We start from the raw sequence: 15,419 nt of genomic DNA on the forward strand, positions 1-15,419 counted from the left end.
AAAAATAGTTTGCAAATTAGAACCACTTAAATTCGTTAATAACTGGCAAAAAGTAACATAATTAACAAACTTTAGTTCAAATGTATTATTTTTTATAGTTTAAATGTACTATTAGCTAATCTAGCTTCAATCTAAGCCATCTTTAACATAAGCACCGAGTTATGACTGATTCTCCGCCAAGATCCTGGTTTGCTCCTAAGACAATCTATGAACAAATCCAATACTACTTCCCGACGTGTCAATCAAAAATTCGTATTGCATCTGGCTGGTTTACCGTAAACGGCTGGGATCTGATTCGAGGTGTTGTAAAAGGAAAGTGTGTTGATCTGTTGGTTGGAATTAACGAACGAACTCAAAGACAAGACGAAAAACACGCACAGCGCCTTTTGCTCCAAGAAATCAAGAAAGATTTAGCGACAGGAGCATCAGCAGGTAATCGCCGTCAAGCTGTAGTGGAGCTAGTTGAGAAAATTCGGACGGGTCAATTTCGGATTGTTGATGCACGCGCTACGAAACATCATGGAAAACTTTACTTTGTTGACTCTCAAGTTGTCATCGTTACCTCAGCAAATTTAACTAAACATGGCTTAATGGAACAGGTTGAAGCTGGTAATCTACTGGCTCAGCATGAGGAAGTTGTAAAACTTGTCAAGGAATTTGATGAATATTTTGCCGAAGCAGTAGATTTAACTCAGAGACTACTTAAAGCTCTCGAAGATTGGTTGAGACTTGCTTCTCCGTGGGATATTTACCTCAAAACCTTGCTTGCTTTTGAGGATCTAGAAATTGATAACAGATATACTCCGCCAACGAATTATCAAAGAGCAATGATTGCTGAAGCTTTACAGAAAATAAGCGATCACAGCGGAGTCATGTTGGTTGCTTCAACAGGACTTGGAAAGACCGTTGTTGCTACTCACCTCGCCTTGAAACTTTTTAGAGCAGATAAAATTATACATGTAATGATTATTGGTCCCAAACTAGTAAAAAGGCAATGGAAGTCTGAATTTATGGATGCGGGTATCCCTCAGATCTATATCGGCTATCAAGCTTTAGATAAAGAAGATCCAAGTCACGATCGTAATCTTGAACACTTTATCGAAATAGAAGAAAAGATAAATAAGCAATGGCTCATTATTATTGATGAATGCCATCTATTCCGAAATTGCCATGATAGTGCAGAAGGTCCTAGAAGGCGTTCATTCCAAAGATTGATTTCACGAATTAAAGAAAGTGGCTGTAAAGTCTTACTTCTTACTGGTTCACCTTATTCTAAAGATATTAGGAATCTCAATCACCAAATTTTGCTTCTACCTCACACTGCGGAAATTGAAACTTTTTCGGATAAACAAAACAAGAAAAATTTCAATTGGCATACAGATAGTATAAAAGGATTTATTAACTTGCCTGTTGTGTCTCAATTAACTACACCTTATGTTGCACAACAGTATGGACAGAAGCTAGAGAATGGCCTATTAATTGAGTTTGGACAGCAAAAGCGATATATTCCGCTTGTCAAGTTATATCGAGTTAATTTCCATCTATTCATGGAAAGCGAAATTTCTCAAGTTTTTAGGGATGGTTGCTTTACCGTTACAGATCCTCCAGAGTCACGTAAGTTTATAGAAACGCAAGCAGAAGTTGCCTGGGCTAGTTCACCGTGGGCACTTCGTGAAATTATCAAAAAAGTTATAAACACTCCAGGCAAGCGAAACTTGTCATATGATTTTGAGTTTGAAATGTCTCAATCTCAGCGCCGTGAAATATTAGAGCCGCTCCTAAATCGATTAAACCAAATGCAGTTTACTGATGATCATAAGCTTGCATCTCTATGTAGCTTTCTCCAAGAAGTTCACTCTAATAATAAAAAAGTTATCATTTTTTGTGAGCGTCGTGCAACAGTGGTCTATTTGGTGAGAGCCGTTAATGTTTTACTTCCCTATCTGAGAGTATTTGGCACAATTAAGCGCACAAGTAAGCAAGGAAAAAGTCAATACGTACCTAAAAGTGAGCGAGAGATTTTACAAGCAATTAAAAAGTTTGCCCCAGTCGCAAACCGAGCCGAAGGAAAGTACGAAGAGACTTACGATGTTTTTATTTCAACTGATGCTCATGGTGTTGGCATTAATCTACAAGATGCACCTGTAGTTATCAATTATGATCTAGCTTGGACAGCAATTGAGCCTACACAAAGAGCAGGTCGTGTTTTAAGACCCTGGATTGAACCGCGCACTGTGGAACTTTACACTTTTGTTCCACCGCTAGAAGGTGATGCTTTACGAGATTTAGGCATTGCAAAACGTTATAGTAACCTGGCAAATCGCCACAGTCAATCTCAAGAAATTATGGAGCTTCCTGTTCTCTCTATAAATGAAAAAGAAGAAGTTAATTTTTTCAACAATGCATCCAAAGTAATAATTCAATCAGGTGTACTTGATTTAGATGCTTTAGTCGATGATAATATATCGCCATTTTATCATCATGCATCTAAGCTATATAATAACCGCGACTACGCCCGTAATATTCGTGACGATATTATTAGTGCAAAAATTTATTCAGGGCGAACAATTTTGATTTATGTCTTGTTTAAACACAAAGATGAATATAAATGGGCTGTTTATGAACCTAAGTCAAAAAGCTTGCGGAACATATTACGTAATCAATTACTTGATTTGCTTGAATGTGAGGAACATACTGAGCGTGCCCTTGTTAATGCTGATGAAATTGAAGAACTTAGCTATGCTTGCATAAAAGAGTGGTCTAAACAAAATAATGCTAATTTAGATGATGTTGTCAGAGAATGTGCAATGTATCTCAAACCAGCACATCAACCTGATGATGTTGAAAGTTTAGCTAGATACTAGTGCGTTATATCATACTGGCTATAAGTGCCAGATGCGGAGTTGTTTAGAACCTCACAAGAGGATCAACTGGATACACCTGAAGCGATCGCTATTCAACTACGCGCTGACAAAAATCTTGATCCAGCGATCGCTAATGCTTTAGCATCCTTAGTCAAAGCAGCGTACCGCGATCTATCTCAAAATGATGGCGAATTGAAGCAAGATCCTTAAAGATATGTCATTAATTCAAAGTCTATCGCCAAAATTTAGGCAACGCTGTGAAGCGATCGCAACTGAACAACGAAGCTTACTTCGAGTGCGATCGTTTGAACCGTTACCCGCAGACATTCTAGCAACCAAGTTAGGAGCAAGACTTTTTACACCCGATCGGGTTCCGAATTTAGAGCCAGAGCAAGTAGCAGTATTACTTGCTAGCGATGTGTGGTCAGCAGGGATTATACGCCATAACCCACTATGGATTGTATACAACCCGCGTCATGCACCTGCACGGTATGAATCAAATTTGATGCATGAAATAGCTCATGTGTTGTTCAATCATAAGCCTGTTGGCTTTGATTCGGTAACCGGACTACCAAAACGTAAACAAAACAACGAAGATCAAGCAACTTATTTAGGCGGATGCCTTCAAATTCCCAAACGTGGTTTATTATGGGCGACACAACGAAACATGCTGTTATCTCAGATTGCAGCACATTTTGGCGCTAGTGAAGCGATGGTGAAGTTTCGCAGCAATGTAACTGAAGTGTCTGTCAAATGCTAATGTATTACAATATTTGCTCTGCCAACAAACAGAATTCATTAATGAATCACTAATAATCTTTAGCTGAAACTGTGGTGCTTTCGTCTTTTTTTCTTCAATTAAAAACTGCTCTTGCTAAAAGTAGACAAGAGCAGTTTTTAATAGCAAAACCAAAATAAGAATTTAGGCATCTTCAAGTTCAAACTGAGCCACCGTAACGGCATTAAAAGCGAAAGCCAAAACTAATGGCATCGGCGACTGCAACCAAAAGGTAAAGAGAACAGCTAGGATTGTGCCAATTACTGCGGACATCGACCACAATCTTTCTTCAAAAGTCAATCCCTTCTCGGCTTTAATTACTCTGAGAACGTGAACTGGAATTGGTTCCGGCATTACCCCACCCGGAGGGAAAGCCCAGAAGTTGTTACGTCGCTCTACAAATAAATCTGTCCAGCCATTTTCTTGGCACCATGCCTCAATCCATTGAAGTGAGTAATGATTCATCATCGGGTTTCAGAGTTCGGTTGGTGGAAGTTGTGTACTTGGTGAATGTAAACTCTTAGAGATTCCTGAAAAACTAACTAATCGCTATAAAATTAACGCTAATTATCCAACTTTTAAGCTTTGTTAAGCAGCCGAGACGCATATAATTACGCTCAAACCTTGCTTTCATTAATTAAAAGACTAACAGTTGATAAGGACTGTTGAATTTAAAAGACAATAAACTTTACTTGAAACATTGAAAGTAAAGAATTGTAAATAAGTCGATGAGTATTACTGCTTAATAAAACTCTTGATATCCTGAAATTCAAATCTAAAAATGAAGAATTGTAAACAAATCAACGAGCGTCGGCTCAGTTAAAGGGGAAATAGAATTGCGGGTAAGGACAAAAGGTAAATTTTTAATTAATTTTCCTTCTGAAGAGAGATGATTTAAATTTCTATACCTCTCTGAAGGTAAATAGAATCAAAGTGAGGCTAGGAGTAAAATATCTAAAGAAATAAAAACTTACTTGATTTAAATCAAATATATGTTGAGTATACTTTGGGGTATTGTTGTTGTACTGATTGCTTTTTGGGGATTAGGACTGGCACTTCATATTGCGGGAAATTTAATTCATGCAGTGTTGCTTATAGCGATCGCTCTGGCTATCTATAATTTTTTCAAAGCGCGTGATGTGTAAATATAGTGATTCCCGATCTGGTAAGGTAGGTTTTCAAAGTTACTAACTTTGTTAAAAAAGATTTGAGTGTACTAAGCTGCTTAGGAAACGCTATATTGCCGTCTAGCTACTAAGGGTGAGAAGCGATGTCTACCACAGGCTACGCATCCACCCTTTTTGCGTTACAAAATATTAAGCTAGGGTAAATACACGTTTCCCAAGTCCAGTAGCAAGGCTGGGAGTCTCAATTAGGACGATCCAGTCTTGCTAATATTCAAATGCGGTAATTAAATGCAGCAATTAGACACCAGATTAGCTTTCAATATATTTTGGCGGCAAGGGTTAGCCTTCCTTCTAGGAATTATTATATGGTGCGTGGCCGATCCCGCGCTGGCAGTAGACTGGACTCATCCGCTTTCATTTAGCAATGCAGAGTTGTCAAGACGTGATTTTTCTGGTGAAACCTTGCAAGCTGCGGAGTTTTCTAACGCCAATATGGAACTGGCTAACTTTTCTAACGCTGATTTGCGGGGAGCAGTCATGAGTGCTTCGGTGATGACAAATGCAAATCTCCACGGGGCAGATTTAACGAATGCAATGGTCGATCAGGTAAACTTGACTAAGGCAGATTTGAGCGATGCAGTTTTCAAAGAAGCTCTTTTGCTCCGCGCCATATTTAATGATGTGAATATAGACGGTGCAGATTTTACAGATGCAATTTTGGATAGAGCGCAAATCAAAGAACTGTGCGGTAAAGCCAGTGGTGTGAATTCCAAAACAGGCGTGCAAACTCGTGATTCTCTAGGATGTCAATGAAACGTGTTGGTGTAATTGGTGGCGGACAACTTGCCTGGATGATGGCGGATGCAGCACAAAAGCTAGGAGTAGAATTGGTAGTACAAACTCCAAGCGTTCACGACCCGGCTGTGTCAATTGCCAAAGAAACTGTTTTCGCCCCAGTTGATGATGCAACTGCTACGGAAATATTAGCTCAAAAATGCGATGTCATCACCTTTGAAAACGAATTTGTTAACTTAGATGCTTTATCTGTTTTAGCACAGCAAGGCGTTTATTTTCGTCCCAGATTAGAAGCTTTAGCTCCTCTTTTAGATAAATATCATCAGCGTTGCTATTTACGCGACTTAGGCTTACCAGTCCCGCAATTTTTCGCCCTTGACGAGGTAGAAAATCTCAAATCTAAAATAGAATATCTAGGTTTTCCAGCAGTCCTAAAATCCCGCCGCCACGGTTACGATGGTCAAGGTACTTTCATAATTGAAGATTTTGCTACTTTAGAGCAAAAGCTAAGTGATGAAACCACGACAACTTTAAATCAATCACTTTTCTTGTTAGAAGAATTTATCCCTTTTGAAAGAGAACTAGCAATAATTGCAGCTCGTTCTGTAGAGGGAGAAATTGTAACTTATCCTGTGGTAGAAACCCAACAAGAACAACAAGTATGTCGGCGGGTAATTGCACCTGCTGAGATTACACCCAATCAAGTAGCAGAAATCCAAGCGATCGCACATACTCTATTAAATAGTCTACAAGTAGTAGGCATTTTTGGAATTGAGCTATTTCTGGGTACTAATGGCAAAATCCTGGTAAATGAAATTGCACCCCGTACCCACAATTCTGGGCATTTTTCTATTGACGCTTGTGAAACTTCGCAGTTTGAGCAGCACCTGAGAGCCGTTTGTGGTTTACCTTTAGGAAATCCGGCTTTGCAGTGCGCTGGCGCTGTGATGGTGAACCTACTGGGGTATGAAAATTCTCACAGCGACTACCAAAGCCAGCGTCAACAAATAGCAGAAATTCCCCAGGCGCACGTTCACTGGTATGGGAAGACAGAATCACGTCCTGGGCGGAAGTTGGGGCATGTCACCGTTTTGCTAGATAATCAGAATCGAGAGCAAGCGATCGCCATCGCCCACAGCATAGAATCTATCTGGTATCCCAGGTAAATTTTCAGAAACTTTCGATGTTGAACACACAACATCTTTTGAAAAGCTATAATGAGTTAAGTTCAACTACGACGTTGGTGACTGCCATCAAGTTTTTTGATCTATGCCTTTAATGACAAGGGAGTCAACTGTTCTCGTGGCAGTAGACCGGGCATGTACCCGGAAACTTTAAACGAGGAATTTAGGTTCCCACCTGGATAAACCCAGGTCATAAACTTAGGTAAAACGGCGTCGCGGTGAACTTAAAATTATTAGCTCCCAAAGTCAATAAGAATTTGGGAGCTTTAATTATTTAAATCAGTATTAGTCGTAGTAAAAATTAGAAATTCTAAACTAGCGTAAGTTCGATGAATCTTCATCTAAAAAGAGCGAACTTAAAGTAAATATTGCCATATTCTTGGGAAAACTAAATAGTAAGGTCTCAAAAATTAAGCAGTATGGTCAGCATTCCCGGATATGACGTTAGCCAAGAACTCTACAACGGTTCAAGAACCTTAGTTTATCGCGCTAATCGAGAGACTGACCAAAAATCTGTGGTGATTAAGCTGATGAAAACTGCTTATCCCAGCTTCAGTGAATTGGTACAATTTCGCAACCAGTTCACCATCGCCAAAAATCTGAATCTCCCTGGAATCATCCAAACCTACAGCCTGGAATCCTGTCAGAATGGCTATGCGTTAGTGATGGAAGACTTTGGGGGAATTTCCTTGAAGGAATGGGGAGTGGGGGGAAGAGTAGAATCTCTGATGGAGTTTTTACAAATTGCGATCGCTCTGTGTAATGCATTAGATATTCTAATTCGTAATCGGATCATTCACAAAGATATAAAACCCGCCAATATTTTAATTAATCCAGAAACTAAAGAAGTTAAGTTAATTGACTTTAGTATTGCATCTCTGTTGCCACGAGAAACTCAAATCCTGATGAGTCCTAATGTGTTAGAAGGGACACTCGGCTATTTATCTCCAGAGCAAACCGGACGGATGAATCGGGGAATTGATTACCGGACTGACTTTTATTCACTGGGTGTAACATTTTACGAGTTACTAACTGGGGAATTACCATTTAAATCGCACGAGCCGATGGAATTGGTACATTGTCATATTGCGAAACTGCCGCCTTTAGTACATGAGATTAATCCGCAAATTCCGCCTGTACTCTCATCTATTGTTAGCAAATTGATGGCAAAAAATGCCGAAGACCGCTATCAGAGTGCATTTGGGCTGAAATATGATTTAGAAAATTGTTTACATCAACTAAAAGAAACGAGGAAAATTGTAAGTTTCCCAATTGCTCAACGGGATGTGTGCGATCGCTTCATTATCCCAGAAAAACTCTATGGTCGCGAGCATGAAGTTGAAACTCTGCTAAAAGCATTTGACCGCGTTACCAACAATCAGACGGAACTAATGCTGGTGGCTGGTTTTTCTGGTATTGGTAAAACTGCTTTGGTCAATGAGGTTCATAAACCCATTGTCCGGCAAAGAGGCTACTTCATCAAAGGCAAATTTGACCAATTTAATCGTAATATTCCCTTCTTTGCTTTTGTGCAGGCGTTTCGAGACTTAATGGGGCAATTATTGACTGAAAGTGATGCCCAATTGTCAACTTGGAAAAATAAAATTTTACAAGTACTGGGCGAGCAGGGGCAAGTCATTCTTGAGGTAATTCCCGAACTAGAACAAATTATTGGTCAACAACCACCTGCAACGGAACTTTCACCAAGTGCAGCCCAGAATCGTTTTAATTTACTCTTCCAAAAGTTCATTCAAGTATTCACTACAAAAGAACATCCATTAGTAATTTTCCTCGATGATTTGCAATGGGCCGATTCTACATCGCTCAAATTGATGCAGTTGCTGATGAACGAGTCAGGAAGTGGATCTTTACTTTTAATTGGTGCTTATCGGGATAATGAAGTTTCTGCTGCTCATCCATTGATATTGACATTAGATGAAATTGCCAAAACTAATGCTAACATTAACAAAATTATATTAGCTCCGTTGAGTGAAAAAAGTTTAAATCAACTGGTTGCTGATACCCTAAATTGTTCGCTAGAAACTACAGAAACACTTACACAGTTAGTTTATCAGAAAACCAAGGGAAATCCCTTTTTTAGTACACAGTTTTTCAAAGCACTGTATCAAGATCGGCTAATTAACTTTGATTTAGATAGCGGAAGCTGGCAGTGTAATATTGCCCAGTTGAAGACGTTAGCCTTAACAGATGATGTGGTTGATTTTATGGTGTTACAGTTGCGTAAATTGCCAGAATCAACGCAGGATGTTTTGAAATTGGCGGCTTGTATTGGGAATCAATTTGATTTGGCAACATTGGCAATTGTTTCTGAAAATTCCGAAACCGAAACAGCAACATACCTCTGGAAAGGATTACAAGAGGGATTAATCATACCACAAAGCGAAGTTTACAAATTCTATGTTGGGCGGGAAACAGAGGATTTAGCACAAAGTTCGCTAACTGTAAATTATAAATTTTTACACGATCGCGTTCAACAAGCGGCTTATGCATTAATCCCAGAGTCAAAAAAGCAATCCATCCATCTGCAAATTGGCCAACTGCTATTAAGCAAAATACCCATTATCAAGCAGGAAGAGAGAATTTTTGAGATTGTTAATCAGTTGAATATTGGTGTAAAGCTAATCGCTCAGGCGTCTGAGAGAGAACAATTAGCACAGTTAAATTTGCTGGCTGGTCAAAAAGCCAAACTATCCACTGCTTATGCTAATACAATGGAATATATCAGTTGCGGGATTCAGCTATTGAGAACAGATAGCTGGCAACAACAATATTCACTCACATTAGCTTTGTATGAAGAAGCTGCTTCGGCAGCCTATTTTATGGGTCAATTTGACCAAGTAGAAGAGTTTGTTAAGCAAGTGCAAGACCATGCTAACGTCTTACTAGATAAAGTTAAATCGATTGAGATCCAAATCCAATCTTATTTAGCTCAGAGTCGTTTTGATGATTCGATTCGGAGTGCGATCGCACTGCTAAATCTCTTAGGTGTCAAACTATCCGATCGAGCAAATCAAACGCAAACATTCCTCAGTTTAGCCCAAACAAAATTACGACTTTTAGGTAAATCTCCTTTAAGTTTGATTGATTTACCTGATATGAAAGGGGGCAAACAACTAGCAGCAATCCGAATTCTGGCTAGTACGAATTCAACGGCTTATATTGCTCGTCCAGATTTACTGCCACAAATCATCTTGAGCGAAGTCAATTTATCGATGCAGTACGGTAATGCAGCGGCATCTGCATTTGGCTATGCTTGGTATGGATTGATTGAGTGTGGCATTCTGGGAAATATTCAGGCAGGTTATAAATTTGGTCAATTAGCATTACAAGTTCTGGAAAAATTCCATAGCAAGGAATTCAAAGCTAGAACCTTCTTCATTGTTCAAACATTTATTAATCACTGGCATCAACCCCTTCAAGACACAATTGCACCGTTAATCGAAGCCTATCAAGTGGGTTTAGAAACAGGAGATATTGAATATGCTGCTTGGGCTAGCTATAGCTGTAGTTTTCATGGATACTTGATGGGGCAGGAATTGGCTGAGTTAGAAAAACAGATGGGTGACTATGCTGAAGTTTACAGCCATTTTAGACAAGAAAAACCTCAGACATATATTAATTCATTTCGCCAAGCCATCTTGAATTTGTTGGGATCTACTAATCCCAGTTACTTATCGGGTGCTATTTATGATGCACAAACTATTCGCCCATTACAAAAGCAAGCAGGCGATCGCACTGGATTGTGCTTTAGCTATACCAATGAACTGATACTTTGCTACCTATTTGAAAATTATACCGGAGCATCTGAGGCTGCAATTAATGCAATAACCTATTTAGATGGGGTAACATCAGCAGCAGTTGTACCAACAGTTTATTTTTATCAGGCACTAACTCAACTGATTCTTTATTCAACAGCAAAGGCTACCGATAAAAAGCAGATTCTTAAAAAAGTAACGTCCCATCAAAAAAAGCTGAAAAAATGGGCGCATCATGCCCCAAGTAATCATCAACACAAATTTTACTTAGTCGAAGCAGAACGGCATCGGATTTTGTTGCAAAAGAACAAAGCAATGGAACTTTACGATCGCGCCATAACTCTAGCTAAAGAAAACGCATATATCCAAGAAGAAGCTTTGAGCAATGAGTTGGCTGCCAAGTTCTACCTCGACTGGGGCAAAGAAAAAATCGCCCAAGCTTACATGCAAGAAGCTTATTACTGCTATGCCCGGTGGGGTGCTAAAGCCAAAATCGAGGATTTAGAAAAACGCTATCCCCAACTCCTTGTTCCCATCTTACAAGGGCAAATTAATCGCTTTCAACTGTGTTCAACCGTCGATGCATCGTTATTATCAAATAAAACCATCCACACAAATATTTCTAGTAGCAGTATTTCTGAAGTCCTCGACTTGTCCACCATCTTTAAAGCTTCACAAGCTCTCTCCAGTGAAATTAAATTAGAGCAATTACTTACAAAGCTATTGCAAGTGGTGATGGAAAATGCTGGAGCACAAAAAGCTGCATTGCTGGTACTCCAACAGGACGACTTAGTGCTTGAAACCATAGCTATCATCAATGAAGGAATCATCCTATTATCTGTACCATTGTCAACCAGCGAAGGCATTCCCCTTACACTGATAAACTCTGTCAAACACAGTTTAAAAACCGTTGTGCTGGATGATGCAACAGCACAAACTGATTTTATCGCCGATCCATATTTCATGCAGCAACAACCGAAGAGTGCGTTGTGTACGCCGATATTAAATCAGGGTAAACTTATCGGGCTGCTATATTTAGAAAATGCGCTGACAATTGGTGCATTTACGAGCGATCGCACCGAAATTATCCAGTTACTATGCGCTCAAGCCGCCATCTCTCTAGAAAATGCCCGCCTTTTTCAAGAATCTCAAAATTATGCCCATCAACTAGAGCGATCGCTACAAGAACTTGAGCATACCCAATTACAAATGGTGCAAAATGAAAAAATGGCAACCTTGGGCAATTTAGTTGCTGGGGTGGCACATGAAATTAATAATCCCATTGGATTTCTCAAAGGCAGCCTCAACAATGCCCAAGAGTATACTCAAGACTTACTCGCTCATATCCAATGCTACCAACAACATTATCCGACTCCTGCGATCGCAGTCATTAAGCATGGCGAAAAAATTGACCTAGAATTCCTGACTGAAGACTTACCAAAGCTAGTAAATTCGATGAAGGTGGCAAGCGATCGAATTGAAGACATTAGTACCAGCCTCCGTACCTTCTCTAGAGCCGATACAGCCGAAAAAGTTGCTTGTAATCTCCATGAAGGGATTGAAAGTACGCTGTTGATTTTGAAGTATCGCCTCAAAGCTAATGAAAAACGCCCAGCAATTGAAGTGATTACCGAATATGGAAATTTACCAGAAGTCAAGTGCTTTTTAGGACAGTTAAATCAAGTATTTATGAACATCCTCGCTAATGCCATTGATGCCTTAGATACATCCATTGAAGGGCTTTCTTATAATCAAGTGCAAGCCAATCATCAGCAAATACTGATTCACACCGAAGTATCTAGCGACCAATGTACGGTAGTAATTCGGATCAAAGATAACGGCCAGGGGATTCCAGAGGAGGTTAGAGTCAAGATTTTTGACCACCTGTTTACAACTAAAGAGGTTGGCAAAGGAACGGGATTAGGATTAGCGATCGCTCGTCAAATTGTCGAGGAAACCCATGATGGGCGGTTGAGTTGCAATTCTGTGCTTGGCGAAGGAGCAGAATTTGTCATTGAGATTCCAGTGTTTTAACTAATTTGCGATTTTCCTCTCAATGCATAACACTTCTAATTTTTCGGTAGTGCAAAGAACAACAACAGCAAAATTCTCCAAAATCTGTATAACTTGATTCTAAATTAGGTATCGTTCAGAGTTAAGATAACAAAATTATCTGAAATTGTGGTTAAAACTACAAAAAATTGTCACAGCAACTAACTAATACCGTATTTCCAGCCTCGGTCTTCCGATTAGACAGTGGTTTAACTTTTATTCATCAAGAGATTCCTACTACCCCTGTAGTTGTGGCGGATGTTTGGGTGCGTGCTGGAGCAAGCCTAGAGCCAAAACCGTGGTTCGGCATGGCGCACTTTTTAGAACATATGATTTTTAAAGGTACGGCAACGCTACCCCCTGGAATGTTCGATTCCACAGTTGAAAACCGGGGAGGCGTGAGTAATGCGGCGACAAGCTATGATTATGCTCATTATTCGCTCACCACAGCTGCCCCTTATTTAAAAGATACTCTGCCCCACTTGGGAGAACTCCTGCTCAATGCAGCAATTCCAGAAGATGAATTTAGCCGCGAACGAGATGTGGTGCTAGAGGAAATTCGCTCTTGTCAGGATGATTCCGACTGGATAGGGTTCCAAACTCTGATTCAAAGCATCTATCCGCATCACCCTTACGGACGTTCGGTGTTGGGTACAGAGCAAGAACTGATGCAGCAGTCTCCAGAAGCAATGCGCTGTTTTCACCGCACTCACTATCAGCCGGAAAACATGACGGTGGTAATTGCTGGGGGTATAGCCCAGCAACCAGCTTGGGAAATGGTAAATAGTTCATTTGCTGATTTTGCCGAACGCTCGAATTGTCCGCAGTTTGGGCAAGTGGCAAAGCCAGTAATAACAGGAATTCACCGTCAAGAACTGTGCTTACCACGCATAGAGCAAGCGCGATTATTGATGGCGTGGCTCGTACCCGGAGTAGAGGAAATCCGCACTGGCTTTGGTTTAGATTTGTTATCAGTGTTACTCGCAGAAGGGCGGACTTCGCGTTTAGTGCGTGATTTGCGAGAAGATTTGCAATTGGTACAGGGGATTTGCAGTAGTTTTTCTCTACAACGCGAATCAAGTTTGTTTTCAATTACCGCCTGGTTGGAACCAGAAAATCTGGAGGAAGTTGAGTCTTTAATTCTTACTCATTTGGATGATTTGCAGACTACAGGAATTAGCGAACAGGAACTTGCCCGTACACGCAGATTGCTGTGTAATGAGTATGCGTTTTCTACCGAAACGCCAAATCAACTTACAGGGCTTTATGGATATTACAATACCATTGCCCAAGCTGAATTAGCTGTGACATATCCCCAGCAGATTCAGTCTTTTGATGCCAAAGAACTGCAAAAAATAGCTCAACAATATCTGTCAACGGAGAATTACGCGGTTACTGTACTTAAACCGTGTTAGTCATTAGTTATTAGTCATTAGTCATTTGTCATTTGTCATTAGCAAAAGACAAATGACTAATAACATAGACGCTTCTGCGGCTTCCCGCAGGGTAGGACAAATTACAAAGGACAAACGATAAATGACAACCTTGCTGCAAAAATCGCCTATCCATCGCACTGTATTGAACAATGGTATTGTCGTGCTGGTGGCAGAAAACCCTGCTGCGGACATTATTGCAGCGCGAATCTTTGTGCGTGCCGGTAGCTGTAACGAAAACCGGGAGCAAGCAGGGTTGGCACATTTGCTATCAGCAGTGATGACAAAGGGATGCGATGGACTTTCTAGTTTGGAAATTGCAGAAAAAGTCGAGTCTGTAGGCGCGAGTTTGAGCGCGGATGCTGGCACTGATTATTTTTTGCTATCTTTCAAGACGGTAACATCCGATTTTGGGGAAATTTTAACATTGGCAGGGCGGATTTTGCGATCGCCTACTTTTCCCGAAACTCAAGTGGAACTAGAACGGCGTTTAGCACTCCAGGATATTCGTTCCCAAAAAGAGCAACCGTTCAATGTCGCCTTTGAACAAATGCGACAGGTAATGTACCAAAATCATCCCTATGCTATGTCAGTGCTGGGAGATGAAACCACCATGAGCCACTTAACTCGTGCGGATTTAGTCGAGTATCACCAAACTTATTTCCGTCCAGATAATGTAGTAATTAGTATTGCTGGTAGAGTCACACCCACAGACGCGGTAGCATTGGTGGAAGAAGTTTTTGCTGATTGGCAAGCGCCAGCCCAAACACTGCCAATACTGAATTTACCTGAGATTAAGGTGGAACCGCAGGTAAGGGTTAAGCCAGTACAGACACAACAATCAATCGTGATGCTTGGTTATTTGGGAACATCAGTGAGTTCTATTGACTATGCCCCACTGAAGTTGCTGTGTACCTACTTAGGAAATGGGCTTTCTAGCCGCTTGTTTGTCGAATTACGAGAAAAACGAGGTTTAGCTTACGAAGTATCCGCCTTTTACTCCACAAGGCTATTTCCAGCCTCATTTGTAGTTTATATGGGTACAGCGCCAGAGAATACCAGCATCGCCCTAGAGGGACTGCGTACAGAAGTAGATTTATTGTGTACCGACGAAGTATCCGAAAGCGCACTCCAAGCCGCTAAAAACAAGATCCTGGGGCAGTATGCCTTGGGTAAACAAACGAACGGGCAAATTGCTCAGATATACGGTTGGTATGAAATTTTGGGCTTAGGAATTGATTTTGATACCAAGTTCCAAGAATTGATTGCGGCGGTGAGTGCCAAAGATGCGATCGCTTCAGCTTGTAAGTATTTAAAAGAGCCTTACTTGTCTTTAGTTGGTCAAGAAGAAGCAATTAATCGAGCGATCGCGTAACCGAAAATGTGCAATCGTAATAATGCAGCAGCTGT

Annotated in this window: 10 protein-coding genes and 1 other RNA gene; 10 read left to right on the plus strand and 1 reads right to left on the minus strand. The window is 40.4% G+C overall.

Going from position 1 to position 15,419, the window contains the following annotated elements; all coding sequences use genetic code 11:
- Window positions 1-161 precede the first annotated feature (161 nt).
- From V7L01_RS19700 to V7L01_RS19710, 3 genes are read left to right on the plus strand one after another with little or no spacing between them, the layout of a single operon-like run.
- Window positions 162-2,864: a helicase-related protein gene (locus tag V7L01_RS19700; RefSeq protein ID WP_335037562.1), complete on the plus strand. Its 2,703-nt coding sequence runs from the start codon at window positions 162-164 to the stop codon at window positions 2,862-2,864.
- 39 nt (window positions 2,865-2,903) lie between these two features.
- A complete protein-coding gene (locus V7L01_RS19705) occupies window positions 2,904-3,074 on the plus strand; it encodes a hypothetical protein (RefSeq protein ID WP_335037564.1) in 171 nt (56 codons plus the stop codon).
- A gap of 4 nt (window positions 3,075-3,078) precedes the next feature.
- Entirely contained in the window at window positions 3,079-3,624 is a 546-nt protein-coding gene (locus V7L01_RS19710) for an ImmA/IrrE family metallo-endopeptidase (RefSeq protein ID WP_335037565.1), read from the plus strand.
- Window positions 3,625-3,786: 162 nt separating this feature from the next.
- Here the strand turns inward: V7L01_RS19710 and V7L01_RS19715 are convergent, their stop codons facing one another.
- Window positions 3,787-4,110, minus strand: a complete 324-nt coding sequence (locus V7L01_RS19715; RefSeq protein ID WP_229462178.1) for a hypothetical protein — start codon at window positions 4,108-4,110, stop codon at window positions 3,787-3,789.
- A gap of 524 nt (window positions 4,111-4,634) precedes the next feature.
- Between V7L01_RS19715 and V7L01_RS19720 the strand changes: the two genes are divergently transcribed.
- From V7L01_RS19720 to V7L01_RS19750, 7 genes are all read left to right on the plus strand, one after another.
- A complete protein-coding gene (locus tag V7L01_RS19720; RefSeq protein ID WP_322649539.1) occupies window positions 4,635-4,787 on the plus strand; it encodes a lmo0937 family membrane protein in 153 nt (50 codons plus the stop codon).
- Window positions 4,788-5,057: 270 nt separating this feature from the next.
- Window positions 5,058-5,582 carry a pentapeptide repeat-containing protein gene (locus V7L01_RS19725; protein WP_335037569.1) on the plus strand — a complete coding sequence of 175 codons (525 nt, stop codon included), beginning with the start codon at window positions 5,058-5,060 and terminating at the stop codon, window positions 5,580-5,582.
- Complete coding sequence (locus tag V7L01_RS19730) at window positions 5,579-6,730, plus strand: 5-(carboxyamino)imidazole ribonucleotide synthase (protein WP_335037571.1); 1,152 nt, start codon at window positions 5,579-5,581, stop codon at window positions 6,728-6,730. The genes V7L01_RS19725 and V7L01_RS19730 overlap by 4 nt, the downstream gene beginning before the upstream one ends.
- Window positions 6,731-6,790: 60 nt before the next feature.
- Window positions 6,791-6,974: non-coding RNA, 6S RNA (gene ssrS, locus V7L01_RS19735), on the plus strand.
- Between the two features lie 193 nt (window positions 6,975-7,167).
- The gene (locus V7L01_RS19740) at window positions 7,168-12,558 is read left to right on the plus strand and encodes a trifunctional serine/threonine-protein kinase/ATP-binding protein/sensor histidine kinase (protein ID WP_335037573.1); all 5,391 of its coding nucleotides are present in this window, start codon (window positions 7,168-7,170) and stop codon (window positions 12,556-12,558) included.
- Between the two features lie 167 nt (window positions 12,559-12,725).
- On the plus strand, window positions 12,726-13,991 hold the full coding sequence (locus tag V7L01_RS19745; RefSeq protein ID WP_335037575.1) for a M16 family metallopeptidase: 1,266 nt from the start codon (window positions 12,726-12,728) through the stop codon (window positions 13,989-13,991).
- Between the two features lie 121 nt (window positions 13,992-14,112).
- Window positions 14,113-15,384, plus strand: a complete 1,272-nt coding sequence (locus V7L01_RS19750; RefSeq protein WP_335037577.1) for a M16 family metallopeptidase — start codon at window positions 14,113-14,115, stop codon at window positions 15,382-15,384.
- Window positions 15,385-15,419 lie beyond the last annotated feature (35 nt).

Origin of the sequence: Nostoc sp., assembly GCF_036917095.1 — a bacterium.
Classification (GTDB): domain Bacteria; phylum Cyanobacteriota; class Cyanobacteriia; order Cyanobacteriales; family Nostocaceae; genus Nostoc.

Bases quoted from the DNA above. Each gene is read 5' to 3' on its own strand.
- V7L01_RS19700 (WP_335037562.1), top strand. From the start codon at position 162: ATGACTGATTCTCCGCCAAGATCCTGGTTTGCTCCTAAGACAATCTAT.
- V7L01_RS19715 (WP_229462178.1), bottom strand. From the start codon at position 4,110: ATGATGAATCATTACTCACTTCAATGGATTGAGGCATGGTGCCAAGAA.
- V7L01_RS19710 (WP_335037565.1), top strand. From the start codon at position 3,079: ATGTCATTAATTCAAAGTCTATCGCCAAAATTTAGGCAACGCTGTGAA.
- V7L01_RS19750 (WP_335037577.1), top strand. From the start codon at position 14,113: ATGACAACCTTGCTGCAAAAATCGCCTATCCATCGCACTGTATTGAAC.
- V7L01_RS19730 (WP_335037571.1), top strand. From the start codon at position 5,579: ATGAAACGTGTTGGTGTAATTGGTGGCGGACAACTTGCCTGGATGATG.
- V7L01_RS19720 (WP_322649539.1), top strand. From the start codon at position 4,635: ATGTTGAGTATACTTTGGGGTATTGTTGTTGTACTGATTGCTTTTTGG.
- V7L01_RS19740 (WP_335037573.1), top strand. From the start codon at position 7,168: ATGGTCAGCATTCCCGGATATGACGTTAGCCAAGAACTCTACAACGGT.
- V7L01_RS19725 (WP_335037569.1), top strand. From the start codon at position 5,058: ATGCAGCAATTAGACACCAGATTAGCTTTCAATATATTTTGGCGGCAA.